At 47.5% G+C, this 17,121-nt stretch carries 12 protein-coding genes; 11 read left to right on the plus strand and 1 reads right to left on the minus strand.

Annotated elements, in window-relative coordinates; genetic code table 11:
- Window positions 1–18: 18 nt before the first annotated feature.
- From ACVFI8_RS16455 to ACVFI8_RS16505, 11 genes are all read left to right on the plus strand, one after another.
- Window positions 19–807: a (Fe-S)-binding protein gene (locus ACVFI8_RS16455; RefSeq protein ID WP_248712497.1), complete on the plus strand. Its 789-nt coding sequence runs from the start codon at window positions 19–21 to the stop codon at window positions 805–807.
- On the plus strand, window positions 804–2,297 hold the full coding sequence (locus tag ACVFI8_RS16460; RefSeq protein ID WP_248712496.1) for a LutB/LldF family L-lactate oxidation iron-sulfur protein: 1,494 nt from the start codon (window positions 804–806) through the stop codon (window positions 2,295–2,297). The genes ACVFI8_RS16455 and ACVFI8_RS16460 overlap by 4 nt, the downstream gene beginning before the upstream one ends.
- A gap of 5 nt (window positions 2,298–2,302) precedes the next feature.
- Window positions 2,303–2,965, plus strand: coding sequence for a LutC/YkgG family protein (locus ACVFI8_RS16465; RefSeq protein ID WP_457871947.1), 663 nt, complete (start codon window positions 2,303–2,305; stop codon window positions 2,963–2,965).
- Between the two features lie 105 nt (window positions 2,966–3,070).
- On the plus strand, window positions 3,071–5,902 hold the full coding sequence (locus ACVFI8_RS16470) for an FAD-binding and (Fe-S)-binding domain-containing protein (protein WP_248712494.1): 2,832 nt from the start codon (window positions 3,071–3,073) through the stop codon (window positions 5,900–5,902).
- Between the two features lie 331 nt (window positions 5,903–6,233).
- Complete coding sequence (locus tag ACVFI8_RS16475; RefSeq protein WP_457871948.1) at window positions 6,234–6,842, plus strand: hypothetical protein; 609 nt, start codon at window positions 6,234–6,236, stop codon at window positions 6,840–6,842.
- 568 nt (window positions 6,843–7,410) lie between these two features.
- Entirely contained in the window at window positions 7,411–7,806 is a 396-nt protein-coding gene (locus ACVFI8_RS16480; RefSeq protein ID WP_248712492.1) for a hypothetical protein, read from the plus strand.
- Between the two features lie 42 nt (window positions 7,807–7,848).
- Window positions 7,849–9,102, plus strand: a complete 1,254-nt coding sequence (locus tag ACVFI8_RS16485) for a TolC family protein (RefSeq protein WP_457871949.1) — start codon at window positions 7,849–7,851, stop codon at window positions 9,100–9,102.
- A gap of 8 nt (window positions 9,103–9,110) precedes the next feature.
- Window positions 9,111–10,748, plus strand: coding sequence for an efflux RND transporter periplasmic adaptor subunit (locus ACVFI8_RS16490; RefSeq protein ID WP_457871950.1), 1,638 nt, complete (start codon window positions 9,111–9,113; stop codon window positions 10,746–10,748).
- Window positions 10,745–13,867 (plus strand): efflux RND transporter permease subunit, encoded by a 3,123-nt coding sequence (locus tag ACVFI8_RS16495; protein ID WP_457871951.1) that lies wholly within the window; start codon window positions 10,745–10,747, stop codon window positions 13,865–13,867. The genes ACVFI8_RS16490 and ACVFI8_RS16495 overlap by 4 nt, the downstream gene beginning before the upstream one ends.
- A gap of 58 nt (window positions 13,868–13,925) precedes the next feature.
- The gene (locus tag ACVFI8_RS16500) at window positions 13,926–14,471 is read left to right on the plus strand and encodes a copper resistance protein CopA (RefSeq protein WP_457871952.1); all 546 of its coding nucleotides are present in this window, start codon (window positions 13,926–13,928) and stop codon (window positions 14,469–14,471) included.
- Window positions 14,472–14,526: 55 nt separating this feature from the next.
- Entirely contained in the window at window positions 14,527–15,195 is a 669-nt protein-coding gene (locus tag ACVFI8_RS16505; RefSeq protein ID WP_457871953.1) for a cytochrome b/b6 domain-containing protein, read from the plus strand.
- 70 nt (window positions 15,196–15,265) lie between these two features.
- On the opposite strand, the gene ACVFI8_RS16510 is transcribed toward ACVFI8_RS16505, so the two are convergent.
- On the minus strand, window positions 15,266–17,074 hold the full coding sequence (locus tag ACVFI8_RS16510; protein WP_457871954.1) for an ABC transporter ATP-binding protein/permease: 1,809 nt from the start codon (window positions 17,072–17,074) through the stop codon (window positions 15,266–15,268).
- Between the last annotated feature and the right edge of the window lie 47 nt (window positions 17,075–17,121).

Genomic DNA, 17,121 nt, shown 5'->3' on the forward strand with positions numbered 1-17,121 from the left:
AAGAGCCAGAGGTAAGGAATGACCCAAACAGGATTACGGATCTATCCAAGTAAACCCAACAAGGTGTATTTTTATGCCACCTGTTTATTAGACGTTCTCGACCCTGATGGCGGTATGGCGGCTGTTGAGTTAATTGAGCGCGAAGGCATAGAAATCATCTGGGTCGAAAAACAAAGTTGCTGTGGCCAACCCGCCTATACTTCAGGCTATCAAGACCAAGCAAAAACCGTGGCGCTAAGCCAAATAGCCTTGTTCCCTGAGGATCACCCTATTGTGGTGATGTCGGGCTCTTGCGCCGGCATGATGTTTAAACACTACCCCTCTCTATTTGCCGATGACCCTAGGCTGCATGCTCGGGCTCAAGCGTTTAGCGAGCGGGTGTATGAGTTTAGTGAGTTTTTACTAAGGGTGTGCCGAGCCACTTTACAAGATAAAGGCGAGCCTACCTCGGTGGTATTACATACCTCTTGCAGCGGTCGCCGAGAAATGGGTATTCATGTCAGCTCACAGGCTTTGCTTGCGCAGCTCAATAATGTGGAAATTAAAAACGCCGCCTACGAAACCGAATGTTGTGGTTTTGGTGGCAGCTTTGCGCTGCGCCATGCCGATATCAGCCAAGCTATGGTTGAAGACAAGGCCACTCACTTGAGCCAATCATCGGCCAAGCAACTGGTCAGTGCCGACTGGGGCTGCTTGGCCAATATTAACGGCCACTTGGCTTATCGTGGCGAAGCCGCTTCGTTTCAAGGTAAGCATTTAGCCAGCTTTTTGTGGCAACGCACCGCTGATGAAAGGGGCGAGCAATGAGCGTTCAACACTATCAAGCCAAGCAGTTTAAAAGCCAAGCTCGCGAAGCCTTAGCCGATCAACAGTTGCGCGATAACTTTCGTGGCGCAATGGACTACCTCCAACAAAAGCGTAAAGATGCCTTTAACGATCCCGATGAACTTGCCCAGCTGCGCTTACATGCCGAGAATATTCGCCAGCGTTGCTTAGCTAAACTACCCGAGTTATTGGAACAGTTAGAGCGTCACTGTGAGGCCAACGGGATTAAGGTGCATTGGGCTGAAGACGCCGCTCAAGCCCAACAACTCATTGCGGGCTTAATTCAGCAAGCGGGTGGCCAAAAAGTGGTGAAAGGCAAGTCGATGGTGACTGAAGAGATCGCTTTGAATCAGCATCTTGAAAGCTTAGGCATTGAATGTGTTGAAAGTGACATGGGCGAGTACATTGTACAGCTAGCAGAAGAAACTCCCTCGCATATCATTATGCCGGCGATTCACAAGAACAAGCAGCAAGTGGCCGATATATTTCAGCAACATATTAAAGACTTTAACTACACCTTATCGGTCGACAAGCTGATTCAAACTGGCCGCGAAGTATTGCGCAGCAAGTTTCAACAAGCCGATGTGGGCATTTCTGGGGTTAATTTTGCGGTGGCCGAAACGGGCACTTTGTGTTTGGTTGAAAACGAAGGCAATGGCCGAATGACCACCACCGTGCCGCCGTTGCATATTGCGGTAACGGGTATCGAAAAAGTGGTGGAGTTTCTCAGTGACGTGCCGCCGTTATTTAGCATACTTACCCGTTCCGCGACCGGCCAACATATTACCACGTACTTTAATATGATCTCTGGGCCTCGCCGCGCACCAGAGCGAGACGGCCCCCAACAAGTGCATTTGGTGTTGCTTGATAATGGTCGTTCGCAAGCTTACGCCGACGAGGCCCTACGTAAAACCCTGCAGTGTATTCGCTGCGGAGCGTGTATGAATCACTGCCCAGTATATACGCGGGTTGGGGGGCATGCCTACGGCACCACGTATCCTGGCCCCATTGGTAAAATTATCTCGCCACACTTGCAAGGTTTAGCCAATACCAGTGACTTAGTCACCGCCTCTAGCTTATGTGGGGCTTGTGAAGAAGTATGCCCGGTGAACATTCCCATCCCCAGTTTATTGCAGCGCTTACGCCGCGATGCCAAATTACCCACCGAAGCTGGCCAGCCTTCACTCAAAGGCCAAGCCAGTGCCGCCAGTGTTGTTGAGCATACTGCCTGGCGCGCTTGGGCATGGTTAAGCACTCACTCGGCCATTTACAACGTTTGTACCTCGCTTGTTTTAAGCTTAGCTAAGTTTATCCCCATACCAATGGGGGCGTGGACACGTTGCCGAGGCAAACCTGCCTTGGCCGAGCAGAGCTTCCATCAAGCAATGAAACAGCGTCAACAACAGGCTAACAAACAGCCTATCAGTCAATCAGCAGACCAAAGCAGTGCCAGCAATAAGGGATCAAATTAATGGTGATGACGGATTCTATGGCTAAAAGCCATATTATGGCGCGCTTAAAAGGGGTGAGTGCCTTAGCGCCTCAGGCCTCTACAGGCAGCCATCAACCGTGGCAAGCTCAATCAACTGAACAGCGGCTACAGCGCTTTAGTCAGTGTTTAGAGGCGGCGCACGCCGATGTACTTAGCATTACCAGCAGCAGTCAGCTTAGTGCTTGTTTAATTGAGTTAGCCGAGCAACATAACTGGAAAACCGCCATGCGTGGCAGCGGCGGAGAGTGGGCAGAGCTGTTTGAACTCGCACTGGCCGGGCGAGTGCCGCTTAGCCAGTTTACACAAAGCTTTGAGTGGCACAAACAAGCCCTGTTTAACCAAACTAGCGTAACGTTAACCGGCTGCGACGCGGCCATTGCCGATACTGGTACGGTGGTACTTAAACCGAGTGAAGCCGAACCCCGCAGCTTGTCGTTAATTGCGCCCTGTCATGTGGCGGTGATTAAAGCCAGTCAAATTATTGATAACTTCCCGCAATTAATTGAGCAGCAACAATGGTCACAAGGTTTACCCAGCAATGTGCTGCTTATTTCAGGGCCATCAAAAACGGCTGATATTCAACAAACCTTAGCCTACGGAGCCCATGGCCCCAGTCAGCTAATTATTATTGTGGTAATCAGCGAATAGCCCTGTGAAGCAAGCAGTGCTTTGTAAGGTATTCACTTTAGTTTTGCTGGCCGAGGAACATCTTCCCGGCCAGCAACTTTTTATAAATAGATTCAGGAATAAACCATGACTCAAACAACTAGCCCTGTATTAGAAGGATCTTACCAACAACTGTTTGAGCGCCTAGCCGAGCACTTTGAGCCCACGCAGCTGATCACCAGCGCTGCGCAAACGCTGGCTTATGGCACCGACGCCAGTTTTTATCGGCTTATTCCAAAGTTGGTGGTTAAGGTGAATCACCTAGAGCAGTTACAAGTGGTCATGGCCAATTGCGCCCAACTAGCCTTGCCTTATACCTTTCGCGCCGCAGGTACCAGTTTGTCGGGGCAGGCAATCAGCGATTCAGTACTGATTTTACTCAGTGATGATTGGCGCCAGCATGAAATATTGGATAATGGCGAAAAAATCAGCCTACAGCCTGGCGTCATCGGCGCAGATGCCAACCGTTACTTAGCACCGTTTCAACGCAAAATCGGCCCCGATCCGGCCTCCATCAATGCCTGTAAAATCGGCGGTATTGCCGCCAATAATGCCTCGGGTATGTGCTGTGGCACGGCGCAAAATTCATATCACACTATGGCTTCTATCACGGTGGTGTTTTCTGATGGTTCGGTATTAAATACTGGCGACCCACATAGCGTAGCAGCCTTTAAGCGCAGCCACGCTGGCTTGCTAGAAGGGTTGTTAGCGCTGGCGAAAAACACCCAACAAAACCAAGCTTTAGCCGACAAAATCCGCCATAAATACCGCTTGAAAAATACCACTGGTTACAGCCTTAACGCGTTGGTGGACTTTAGCGACCCTTTCGATATTTTGCAGCACCTAATGATAGGCTCTGAAGGCACGTTGGCTTTTATTGCTGAGCTTACCTATAACACCGTTATCGAGCATCCACACAAGGCGTCAACGCTGCTGGTATTTGCCGACAGCGATACTGCCTGTAAAGCGGTGCAGGTGTTAGCCGACCAACCCGTTGCGGCAGTGGAGTTAATGGATGGCCTCGCGTTAGCGTCGGTAGCCAATAAGCCGGGCATGCCAGACTTTATAGCCAGTTTAGATAAACATGCATGCGCTTTGTTAGTGGAAACGCGCAGTAGCCAAACCGATGAACTCAACCAGCTTTGTGAGCAAGTGATGGGCAGCTTGCAGAGTTTCTCTCGCATCGGTGAGGTAGCATTTACCACTAAATCCAATGAAACCGCCGCGTTGTGGGCGATTCGTAAAGGCATGTTCCCAGCAGTAGGGGCGGTGCGCGAAACTGGCACAACGGTGATTATTGAAGATGTTGCCTTTCCGGTAGCGCGCTTAGCTAATGGGGTCTGCGAGTTGCAACAACTATTCATTGAGCACGGCTACACCGAGGCGATTATCTTTGGCCATGCCTTGGCGGGCAACTTACATTTTGTATTCACACAAGGCTTTGATGACCCGGCAGAAGTGGCGCGTTATGGCCGCTTTATGGATGCTGTAAGCCAGTTGGTGGCGGTTAAATACCAAGGTTCGCTAAAGGCGGAACATGGTACGGGGCGCAATATGGCACCGTTTGTAGAGCTAGAGTGGGGCGCCGAAGGTTTAGCCTTAATGCAACAAATTAAGCAGCTGTTCGACCCCCAAAATTTGCTGAACCCTGGGGTTATCCTCAATAGCGATAGCCAAGTGCATTTAGCCAATTTAAAACCCATGCCAGCCGCCAATGAGTTGGTAGATAAGTGTATTGAATGTGGCTTTTGTGAACCCGTTTGCCCCTCTCGTAGCTTAAGTCTTAGCCCGCGGCAACGTATAGTATTGTATCGCGAGTTAAGTGAATTGCGCCGCAGTGGCAGTGATGCCCCGCGCCTGGCTGAGTTAGAAAAAGACTTTAAATATCTAGGCATAGATACCTGTGCTGCGGTAGGTTTATGTGCCGACCGTTGCCCGGTGGGCATTAATACCGGTGACTTAGTGCGGCAATTACGCGAGCAACAATATGCGAAGTACCAAAACATCGCCCGTTGGACAGCCGAACATTTTTCCAGTGTAGCAACCATGACCCGTCTAGGTTTAGGCACCGCCGAGCTGGGGCAAAAAGTACTGGGGTCGGGCGCGGTAAGCGCAATCAGTAAAGGTATTACCAACATATCGGCAGGCAAGGTGCCCACTTGGAATCCCGCTTATCCTACACGCGCCAAATACCAGCCACCACAAGCCCGTTTTCATAAACAAAAAGTGGTATATATACCGTCTTGTGCGGCGCGAACTATGGGGCCGCAAGCCGGCGCTATCGACCCTCGGCCACTGGTAGAGGTGACCTGCAGCGTGTTAGAAAAAGCCGGCTTTGAAGTGATAATGGCCGATAAGGGCGATGATTTATGTTGTGGCATGCCCTATCACAGCAAAGGCATGTTAGAGATTGCTGCCGACAAATCACAGCAGCTAGAAACGCTTATTTGGCAACTGAGCGAACAGGGCCGCTGGCCAGTGTTAATGGACACTAGCCCCTGCGCTAAACGCAGCAAAGAGCAGTTTAGCCAGCCCCTCGATATATATGAGCCAATAGGTTTTATTCACCAACACGCACTTAACAAGCTAGAGATAGCCAAGCTTAGTGAACCTGTAATGCTTCACCTTACCTGTAGTTCGCGCCGCATGGACATGCACGATCCGCTGCTCGATATTGCTAAACATTGTGCTGAGCAAGCCATATTACCTGAGCACATATACTGCTGCGGTTGGGCTGGCGATAAAGGCTTTACCACCCCAGAGCTAAATAAAGCCGCCTTAGCGCCCCTAAAAGCCCAAGTGCCAGAGGGCTGCACCCGTGGTTACAGCAATAGCCGAACCTGCGAAATTGGTTTGTCGCATCACAGTGGGGTGGTGTATCAATCGATATTGTACTTAGTGGATGAAGTGAGCGTGTAAGGCTTAGTAGCATCATATCACTGCGCATACCTAGTAAATATGAGTGTTATGCTCGCAACTTTAGTTTGGCAACAAGTTCTGCGGTAAGCAAAGCTTGTTGCTAACTTGGAAGTGGACAGAACTTTCTTAGTATAATTACTTAAATTAGATAAATACGGATAACTTTTGGTATAGGAAAGCCGTTCAATGAAGTGTCCAGTTTGGCTGGATAAGATCAAACTAAAGAGCATTGCTTAGTGCAGTGTTTAGTTTAGTATTAGGGATCATTATTTCCGGACGCTATGAAAAGAAACATCGCTAAAAGATTTATCGAGAATTATAGAGAAAATTAATGAAACACTTTTTTTATCTATTAGTCATGCTCTTGACTCTGAGTTGTATACAAGCACAAGCACAAGCACAAGCAGAACCAGAAAAAGAGACTAGTTTTCAATATAATGTGTTGAGGGTTCCAATAGAATTTAATAAAGAAAACTACTCTCAATCAAGGATACTAGCGGACTCATTAGTAAGTAACTATCCTCTTGAGCCATTATCCTACTTTTGGTGCGGAGCGGTTTACACGAATGAAGGGGAAACCCCCACTACAGGAAAGTTGTTTGATAAAGGAACCGCATGTTATAAAAAAGCTCTTGAAATAGCTCCAGATTTTACCGATGTGTGGACAATTCTTATATCAACATATGCTGAATCAAATAGACATCCTGAGGCTATTTACACGTTTGAACAATTTTGGGATGAGTACAACCTACCTAATGATGGCAACTCTCTTTGGGACGCAGTATTCTTTGTCGAAAAATCATATATTGAGGAAGGGAAGCAAAAGACGCTTTACCAAATTTATTCACAAATAATCGACTTAGGTATCGAAGATGAAGAATTACAAACTCGCTTTTTAAAGCTAAAGGAAAGTATGGAAGGCGAGTCAATTATTAAATAACCGAAATAAAAGGACATATATGGTCACTCAGGGTGAGATCGCGAAGATATTTTGAACAGTCCAGTTCAATTTGACCCTCAGTTCGAGCAGTGATCTTATACTATCTTTTTCGGGAGTTACTCTGTGAACATGAGTGCATTCTATGAGCATTTTTGCGCTCTGACTGGCGTTGTTGCGTAAAAAGAATCGAACCTTCTAGCCTTTTCGCGATCTGATCGCTAAACCGTAATAATCAGGTCACTACCTGACAACCCAAAAAATAATTGGGTGCCTCTTGCTTCCATTAGTTTTCGTATCGCTAAACTTATAGCTCACAATATATGCTTCGTGGAACGAAACACACAAAGGGGCATAAATGCGTTATCCATTATTGATTATGCTTAAATTGTAGCTCTACCAAGCGTTGGTATAAGTCGCAGCTTTTCATTAACGACAAGTGATCGCCGGTGTCGACTAAACGGCTTTGATCCAATACCGCAATTTGGTGGGGATGCTGAATGGTGGAAAGGCTTGCTCGTGTACCTTAAACACTTTACTATCAATGCAAATCTTGCATCAGTTAGTTATTTTGCGCATATTTTTTCTGATTAGTTTATTGATTGCCAATCTTATCTCTACGCCAACCATGGCGATGGGAGAGGCATTCATGTCTACTATGATGATGCACCACAGCGCAATCAATACTGCCCACGATTGTCATTCGGCAGCTAGCGCTAAACAGCAAACTCAAGACCATCAATCAATGGACCATGCTCGCGTGGCGGTTGATGTTTGCGACAACAATGCCGCCGCCGAGCAATGTAAAATCCAATGCGAATTATCCGCCTGTAGTGCCACCCCTTTTGGTTTAACTACCCACTTTCCGCTACCTGCGTTCGCCAACGATGCTCCCGCTTTTAGCTATCTTCGTTTTTTCCCTACTAAACACCAAGAGTCGCTTTACCGACCTCCGCTTATTAGTTGATTTATACAAAATAAATCCGTAAATCACTAGTAAGGAATTTTTATGATACCCCGTTATATTGCAGGGTTGTTGATGCTATTTGTAATCGATGCATCAGCACAATCACTGCGGCTACAAGACGCTGAGCAGATAGCATTGCGGCTTGATCCCGCCGCCGAAATGTTTCAGCAGCAACAGCAACAGTTTGCAGCGCAAGCCATTGCTCAATCGCAGTTGGCCGACCCCATGTTAAAGCTTGGCTTGGGTAACTTGCCTATCGATAGCTTCGCTCTAGATCAAGATCCCATGACTCAAGTTAGTCTAGGTCTTGCCCAACAATTTAGCCGAGGAGATACCCTAAGCCTCAACGCTAATAGCTTTAATCAACGTAGTGAACAGAGCATACAGCTCGCCCAAAATCGCCAGCTGGAGCTTAGTCGTAACATCCGCAATATTTGGTTTGAGATACGTTTTGCTCATCAAGCCCAGCAATTGATTAAGCAAAATCAACGTTTGTTCAAACAGAATGTTGAACATGTACGAAGCCAATTTGAGTTAGGTTACAAACAAAGCCAAGATCTGATTCAAGCAGAGCTACAACTTAATAAATTTGATGAACAAATTGCCGCTTTTTATCAGCAAGAACAAGCTTTGCGCGGCCGTTTAGCCTCTTGGTTAGGTGCCCAAGCCTTCGATGCGTTTTCAGAGCAGCTACCTCATTGGGACGACAGTGTCAGTTACGCGATGAATGGCACTATCGAGCATTACTCTTTGCTGGGTTTACATCCTAAAGTACAGGCCGCACAAAAGAGTATTGACGTCGCCGAGAATCAAATAGCCATTGCCAACCAAGCCTATAAACCGGCGTTTAAAGTGGAAGTGGGCTATGGACATCGCCGTGCTACTGAAATGGATGGCTCACGTCGCAGCGATTTGCTCAGTGGGTTTGTCACTATGGATGTGCCTTTGTTCACTGATAAACGCCAGGACCAAGGGGTGATTGCAGCACAGCGCGGTAAGGGCATTAAACGAGCAGAAAAAGACATACTCATGACCACCATGAACGGCATGCTCAATGGTGCGGTCGCCCGTTACAGTAATACCCATTCACGTATCCAACGTTACCAAACCACGCTATTGGAACAAGCCAAGCAAAATACCGCAGCAGTACTACAAGGCTACCAGTCAAATACCCTTAACTTTGAACAAGTGATTAAAGCGTATATGGATGAATTGGCTTTAAGCCTAGAGTACCAGCAATTAACCAGTATCAAGTACAAGGCCTTGGCCGACGTGCGTTATTACCAAGCGAAATAGGAATGTTCATGAACAAATTTGTATTAGGTATTCTCTGTTTGTCGCTTGGACTTGCGGGGGGGTACAGCCTTAGCCAATCAAAGCTACTCGGTGGCGTGCATGATTCAGAGCAGTCGCAAAACCAAACGGATGGCCAAGCACAGCCGCTGTATTGGGTGGCACCTATGGACCCCAATTATCGCCGAGACAAACCCGGTTTATCACCCATGGGCATGGACTTAGTGCCGGTTTACGAAGAGTCTTCAAGCTCCGACGCGCCAGGGATGGTAAGCATATCTCCTCGCGTAGAAAACAACCTTGGGGTTCGCACCCAAGTTGTCAGCTTAGAAAAATTCAGCCCTCAAGTTAAGGCTGTAGGTAGCTTGAGCTTTAATCAAGACACACTGTGGCAAATGAACAGCCGTATCTCAGGCTGGGTGGAGAAGTTGTATGTAAAAGCAGAAGGTGAACGGGTAACGAAAGGCCAAAAACTGTTGTCGCTGTATTCGCCAGAGTTACTCAAGGCGCAAGATGATTTACTCAACGCTTTTCGTTTAGGCAATAAAAACCTTATTCATGCCACTAAACAGCGCTTACAAGTGTTGGGGGTCAGCCAAGCGCAAATAAAACAACTAGAAAAAACCAAGAAAGTGAGCCAGTTTATCGACTTGTATGCACCAGACACCGGCTATGTATCAAAGCTTGGCGTGCGTGAAGGCGCGTTTATTTCGCCGGCAACCCAACTTATTGAAGCTGGCACTTTACACGATATTTGGCTTATTGCTGAACTGTATGAGTCTCAAGCTAATCTGGTGAGGGTAGGCGATAAAGCCGTTATGCAAGCCGGAAGCTTTGCTGGTGAGCAGTGGCAAGGCCAAGTCGATTATATTTACCCAGTATTAGATGCTAGTACGCGTACTTTACAAGTACGCATCAAGTTTGCCAATCACGATGAACGCCTAAAACCCAACATGTACGCGCAAGTTACTCTACAGGCAGAAGATGGCGACTACAGCTTATTAATACCCCGTGAGGCGGTGATACATGGTGGTGACTTTAGCCGGGTAGTGATGGCGCGCGGTGATGGAAAATACCAATCAGTTAAGGTGAAGCTAGGCCGAGAAAGTGGTGGCAAGGTAGAGATACTGGCAGGCTTACGCAAAGGTGATAAAGTGGTTACTAGTGCTCATTTCTTACTGGATTCAGAATCCAGTTTACGTGCTGATTTTAGCCGAATGGGGCCGCCCGATAGGCAGCCTACTAGCACTACCATGGTTGCTAAAGTTGTGGCGATTAAAGCGCAAGCTTTAACGCTTTCTCATCCGCCAATCCCCGAGTGGAATTGGCCCGCGATGGTGATGGATTTCCCCATAGACCCCGCAATCATCCCTAGCCAACTGCAGGTTGGTCAAGGCCTTAGTGTTGAAGTAGAAAAGCAAGGTAATCAATATCCAATTGTGGCCTTAGAAGTGGTTGAACTCGCTGAAAATGAGATGCCGGATATGAATAGCTCTGACGATCACAGCCAAATGGATCATAGCAGTATGAACCACGCTGCAAGCGGCGCTGAAGAAACCGCAACGGCCAGCGATTCCAACAACGACGATGAATTTGATTGGTTAGATTTAGAGAGTGACGATCTCAGTGATGCAGGAGACGCACAATGATTAGACGCGTCATTGAATGGTCTATAGCCAATCGAGCGATGGTGCTATTGCTCACCTTAGTGGTGGTTATTTATGGGGGATTTGCCATTAAAAATACCCCCATTGATGCCATTCCTGATCTGTCAGATGTGCAGGTCATTATTAAAACCAGCTATCCGGGGCAAGCCCCTCAGGTGGTTGAAGATCAAGTCACTTATCCGCTAACGACTGCGATGTTGTCGGTACCCAATGCCAAAACGGTGCGCGGCTACTCCTTCTTTGGCGATTCATACGTGTACATTATTTTTGAAGACGGTACCGATATTTACTGGGCGCGCTCGCGGGTATTGGAGTATTTATCCCAAGTTACCCCTAACTTACCAGCCAGCGCTAAACCTGCGCTAGGGCCAGATGCTACAGGTGTGGGGTGGATCTTTTCTTACGCCTTAACCGATCGTAGTGGCAATCATGATTTAAGCCAATTAAGGAGCTTGCAAGATTGGTTCTTAAAGTACGAACTGCAAACTGTACCGGGCGTATCTGAAGTAGCGACCGTTGGCGGCATGGTTAAGCAGTATCAAGTGCAAATAGACCCAGACAAGTTACGCACTTATCAACTGCCGCTCTCAGCGATCACCCAGGCGATAAAGCAAGGTAACCAAGAAGCCGGTGCCAGTGTTATTGAAATGGGTGAAGCTGAATACATGGTGCGCACCAGTGGCTACATTTCTTCTATTGAAGATTTAGCCAATTTGCCCTTAAAGCTAAACGCTAACGGCACGCCAATACTACTGGGTGAAGTGGCGCATATCCAGCTTGGCCCACAAATGCGCCGAGGGCTCACCGAGCTAGACGGCGAAGGCGAGGTGGTGGGTGGTGTTGTGGTGATGCGCTTTGGCGAAAATGCTCGCGACGTTATTGCGGCAGTGAAACAAAAGCTCAGTGAGCTGCAACGCTCATTGCCAGAAGGTGTTGAGATTGTCACCACCTATGATCGCTCAGGTTTAATTGAGCGTGCGGTCGACAACCTGCAAGAGAAGCTTCTCGAAGAGTTTATTGTAGTGGTACTGGTTTGTGCTGCGTTTTTGTTCCATATACGTAGTTCTTTAGTGGTATTACTCAGCTTGCCGGTGGGTATTATCATCGCCTTTATTGTGATGCGCTGGCAGGGGATTAACGCCAACATTATGTCTTTAGGCGGTATTGCCATTGCCATTGGCGCAATGGTAGATGGCGCAATTGTGATGATAGAAAATGTGCACAAACACATGGAACGCACCCCGCTTACCAATAAAAACCGTTGGCAAGTGATTGGCAAGGCTGCAACAGAAGTGGGCCCTGCGCTGTTTTTCTCACTCCTTATTATCACTTTCAGCTTTGTACCTGTGTTTGTGCTAGAGGGGCAAGAAGGGAAGATGTTCTCGCCACTGGCCTATACCAAAACCTATGCCATGGCCGCTTCTGCGGGATTAGCGATTACGTTAGTGCCGGTATTAATGGGCTACTTTATTCGCGGTAAGGTGATTGCCGAAAATAAAAACCCTTTAAACCGTTTACTGATCGCTAGCTATAAGCCCTTACTGAGTTTGAGCTTAAAAGCACCCGTATTAGTGGTGGTCATCGCCGTGGCTTTAGTTGGTGTGGGTTTATATCCAGTAAATAAAATTGGTAGCGAATTTATCCCTCCCTTAGACGAAGGGGACTTAATGTACATGCCAACCACTTACCCCGGTATAAGCATTGGTAAAGCGCGCGAATTACTCCAGCAAACCAATAAGCTGATTAAAACGCTACCTGAGGTGGAACGAGTTTGGGGCAAAGTAGGGCGCGCTGAAACGGCCACTGACCCTGCACCTCTCACCATGATAGAAACCTTTATCACTTTAAAAGACAAGGCCCAATGGCGTGCAGGAGTTACTAGCGAAAGCCTGCGTCAAGAGCTTGATGCTTTAGTACAATTTCCGGGTTTAACCAACGCTTGGGTAATGCCGATTAAAACCCGTATCGATATGCTTGCGACCGGGATTAAAACACCGATTGGTATCAAAGTTGCTGGCGAGAAACTGGCAGTGATTGAAAATATCGGCAAGCAGATAGAGCTTATTTTACAACAGGTTCCCGGCACGGCCTCCGCTTATGCTGAGCGAGTCGCAGGAGGACGTTACGTGAAAGTAGATATAGACCGACAACGCGCCGCCCGCTATGGCTTAAACATTGCTGAAGTACAAGCTGTTGTTACGACCGCCGTAGGAGGGATGAATGTTACTCAAACCATTGAAGGCCTAGAGCGTTACCCGGTCAATATTCGTTACCCGCAGCGCTATCGCGACAGCGTAGAGCAAATGAAATTATTGCCACTGGTGTCGGCGAATGGCCTGCGCTTAACCCTTAACGATGTTGCCCGCGTTTATGTGGAAGATGGCCCCCCGATGATAAAAACTGAAAATGCCCGCCCCAATGGTTGGATTTTTGTTGATATTGATGGCCGTGATTTAGGCTCTTACGTAGCCGAAGCACAACAAGCAGTCGCTGAACAATTGGTGCTTCCAGCCGGGTATTCAATTAGTTGGTCGGGTCAATATGAATATATGGAGCGCGCAGCTGAAACCTTGCGGTTGGTGATTCCTGCTACCTTGGCAATTATTGTATTGCTGTTGTATATGGCGTTTCGACGGGTAGGTGAAGTGTTATTAATACTCGGCACCTTACCCTTGGCGATGATCGGCGGTATTTGGTTAATGTATTTATTAGGATACAACTTCTCTATCGCGGTAGGTGTTGGCTTTATCGCCCTCGCCGGCGTGGCAGTAGAAATTGGTGTGATCATGTTAGTTTACTTAAACCAATCATTGCTAGCCACCTTAGAAGAGCATGCTCAAATCACCAAGCAGCAATTGCGCGAGGCCATTATCAATGGTGCCGGATTACGAGTGCGACCGGTAATGATGACAGTCGCCACGGTGATCATCGGTTTAATACCCATTATGAAGGGTGAAGGTACGGGCTCTGAAGTGATGCAACGTATTGCCGCCCCAATGATAGGGGGGATGGCCTCTGCGCTGGTACTCACCTTACTGGTATTGCCAGCGGTGTACTACCTCTGGAAACGATTCAGCCTGCGTAAATTAATGCTCAATTAACTATTAACTCTATACATTAAGGGCATACGCAAACGCCTTGCCCAATAAGGAAAATGCCATGAAAAAACTATTATTAGCGATACCCGTTTCTTTAAGCCTTATCTTCTCGGTACCGGTCTTAGCACATTCTAAGCACTGTCAAGACAGCGAACTGGGCAGTGTAATGAAAGATATGAAAGACGACTTAAAAGCCTATGTAGATGCAGTAAAAGCAGATGATCAAACACTGATGCAACAGCAAATCGAAAAGTTACTTAGCTCTGTAGCAAAAGCCAAGCAGCAGATCCCAATGAAGCTAAAAGGCGATGATATGGACCACTCCGCCATGGGGCATGACATGAGCGACAAGAGTGATATGGACCACTCCGCGATGGGGCATGACATGAGCGACATGGACCATAGCCAAATGGAAAACATGGCAGGAATGGATCATCAAACCCATATGCAACATACAGCGTATTTAGATGGGATAGAGCAGCTCAATGGCTACTTTGTACAGCTGCAGCAAGCTAACAATAAAAAAGAGATAAAAGCGGCCCTTAAGCGTATTAAGCAACATACCAAAGACAGCCACAAAAAATTTCGTTTAGACTGTGACAAATAAAGCCTAGCGCGTTACCGCTAATAGGCCTTGAGTATTCACTGAGTATGGAGCAGCCATGAGTAAGGTGCATAAAGTAAAAGTATGGGACGGCTTTGTGCGTTTTTATCATTGGCTGCAAGTGCTGTTGTTGGGGGGGCTTTGGTGGAGCGCAGAGCAAGCTGAAACAGAATGGCATATGGCCTTAGGGCTAATTTTTCTCTGTTTGCTGGTCACGCGGATTATTTGGGGGTTAATAGGCAGTAGCAATGCCCGTTTTAGTCAATTTGTCTCTCACCCTAAGCAGGTGTTCGCCGAGTGTAAGCAAGAACTTCGCGGTAAACCGGCGGAACACTTAGGTCACTCTGCGCTGGGTGGGTATATGATTGTTGCCTTGATGGGGGTATTGCTACTACAAGCTATTAGTGGCCTGTTTATTAGTGACGACGTATTGGCTGAGGGCCCGTTATATCAATATATATCTGAAACCATGGCGAATAAAATCAGATCTATTCATCATGCTAACGTTGAACTGTTGCTGATATTGGTTGCTATACATGTGTTGGTCATACTCGGTTTTACCCTCAAAAAACGCCGCCTAATTAGCGCGATGATAAGCGGTTACCGCTTAACTACGTTAAATAAACAAGCGTTAACTCGCAGCGGTTGGTTAGGTTTTGTGTTGTATTTGGCCTTGCTGGCGCTAATGTTTAGGCAAAATCCAGAATACTTCGAGTACTTATTTTAGCCAGAGCAATGCACGGTTGGCTCCGTTCGCTGTAACTGATAGCTTCCTAAACTTAAGCCCTCTTAAGCCTTTATTGATTATGCTTAAATTGCAGCTCTACCAAGCGCTGGTATAAGTCGCAGCTTTTCATTAACGACAAGTGGTCGCCGGTGTCGACTAAACGGCCTTGATCCAATACCGCAATTTGGTCGGCATGCTGAATGGTGGAAAGGCGGTGAGCAATAATTAAGGTGGTACGGTTACGCATTAACTCTTGTAAGGCTTGCTGCACATGGTGTTCACTCTCGCTGTCTAATGCGCTGGTGGCTTCATCGAGTAGTAATATACTGGGATCTTTTAGTATGGCTCTGGCGATAGCAATCCGCTGGCGTTGGCCACCAGAAAGCCTTACTCCTCGTTCTCCAAGGTGGCTGTTGTAACCCTCGGGTAAGTTCATTATAAACTCATGGGCATGTGCTTTTTTGGCGGCCTCAATCACTTGTTGGTCGCTGGCTTGGGGGGTGCCATAACGAATATTGTGGTAAACATCACTGCTAAAAAGTGCTGGCTGCTGTGGCACCAATGCCATTTGTTGGCGAAGCGCTGTTGGGTCTAGCTGACGAATATCTACCCCACCCAGTGTCACCATACCGGATTGAGGGTCGTAAAAGCGTTGCAGTAGTTCAAACAGGGTTGTTTTTCCTGCGCCAGAGGGGCCAACCAGTGCGACGACTTTACCTTGTTCGGCGGTTAAACTTAGCTGCTCGGTGGCCGCTTGGTCTGGCCGAGAGGGGTAGTGGAAAGACACATTATTAAACGCAACTTCGGCCACTAGCCCAGCGGTTGAGGTAATGTTTTGGCTAGGCGCTACAATATGGCTGTTTACTTGAAGTATTTCAATGAGCCTTTCGGTTGCCCCGGCGGCGCGTTGCAATTCGCCTAATACCTCTGAAATAGTCGCCAGAGACGATGCCACCATAATGGCATAGAAGACAAACGCGGCTAAATCACCGGCAGACATTACCCCGTTGATTACATCGCTGCCACCTACCCAAAGCATTCCGGCAATAGCACTGAATACAATAACAATCACGCCTGAGATTAAAATGGCCCGTTGTTTTACCCGCTGGCGACCTATCTCAAAGGCCTTTTCTACTTCGTTAGAGAACAACGTGCGTTCTTGCGCTTCGTTACTGTAACTTTGTACGGTTTTTATGTGCTCTATAGCTTCGCCTGCGTAGCTCCCTACATCGGCCATAGAATCTTGGCTTTGGCGTGACAGCGCTCTAACCCGGCGTCCGTATATTAATATAGGCACTAGGATAAACGGCACCGAGGCTAATACTATAAGGGTGAGTTTTATGTTGGTGGCAAACAGCATGATGATGGCACCGATACACATTAATGCACTGCGCATCGCCATAGAAAATGAAGAGCCAATAATGCTTTGTAGCAAGGTGGTATCGGTAGTGATGCGAGACATAATTTCGCCACTGCCGTTGGTTTCAAAATAGCTGGGGTGCAAGGTAATTACGTGGTTAAACACCGCCAGCCGTATATCGGCACTCACGCGTTCACCCACCGAAGACACTAAGTAAAACCGAAAAAATGTGCCGATGGAAATAAACACCGTTAGCGCAAGAATAAACTTAATCGCACTTCCCAACTGTTGTAGCGATTGTTGGGCAAAGCCTTCATCAATTAATATACGCACCCCGTACCCCACCGACAGGGTGAGCGACGCGGTAAAAATTAGCGCCAGCAGTGCCGCTGCTACTCGGCCCTTGTAAGGGCGAATAAATCGGACTAATTCAAACAAAATACGCAGGTTTTTGCCTTTTGCTGTGGCGTTAGTATCGCTTGTTTGAGTGCTTGCACTTGCGGTGGTTCGGGTTTGCATGGCTACGCCTTTATATTGCCCAGATACATTAGGGAGATGGTTGCCAT

The sequence above is a fragment of the Agarivorans sp. MS3-6 genome, assembly GCF_054112545.1.

Coding starts and splice junctions, on each gene's coding strand:
- ACVFI8_RS16455 (WP_248712497.1), top strand. CDS start 19: ATGACCCAAACAGGATTACGGATCTATCCAAGTAAACCCAACAAGGTG.
- ACVFI8_RS16460 (WP_248712496.1), top strand. CDS start 804: ATGAGCGTTCAACACTATCAAGCCAAGCAGTTTAAAAGCCAAGCTCGC.
- ACVFI8_RS16465 (WP_457871947.1), top strand. CDS start 2,303: ATGACGGATTCTATGGCTAAAAGCCATATTATGGCGCGCTTAAAAGGG.
- ACVFI8_RS16470 (WP_248712494.1), top strand. CDS start 3,071: ATGACTCAAACAACTAGCCCTGTATTAGAAGGATCTTACCAACAACTG.
- ACVFI8_RS16475 (WP_457871948.1), top strand. CDS start 6,234: ATGAAACACTTTTTTTATCTATTAGTCATGCTCTTGACTCTGAGTTGT.
- ACVFI8_RS16485 (WP_457871949.1), top strand. CDS start 7,849: ATGATACCCCGTTATATTGCAGGGTTGTTGATGCTATTTGTAATCGAT.
- ACVFI8_RS16490 (WP_457871950.1), top strand. CDS start 9,111: ATGAACAAATTTGTATTAGGTATTCTCTGTTTGTCGCTTGGACTTGCG.
- ACVFI8_RS16495 (WP_457871951.1), top strand. CDS start 10,745: ATGATTAGACGCGTCATTGAATGGTCTATAGCCAATCGAGCGATGGTG.
- ACVFI8_RS16500 (WP_457871952.1), top strand. CDS start 13,926: ATGAAAAAACTATTATTAGCGATACCCGTTTCTTTAAGCCTTATCTTC.
- ACVFI8_RS16505 (WP_457871953.1), top strand. CDS start 14,527: ATGAGTAAGGTGCATAAAGTAAAAGTATGGGACGGCTTTGTGCGTTTT.
- ACVFI8_RS16510 (WP_457871954.1), bottom strand. CDS start 17,074: ATGCAAACCCGAACCACCGCAAGTGCAAGCACTCAAACAAGCGATACT.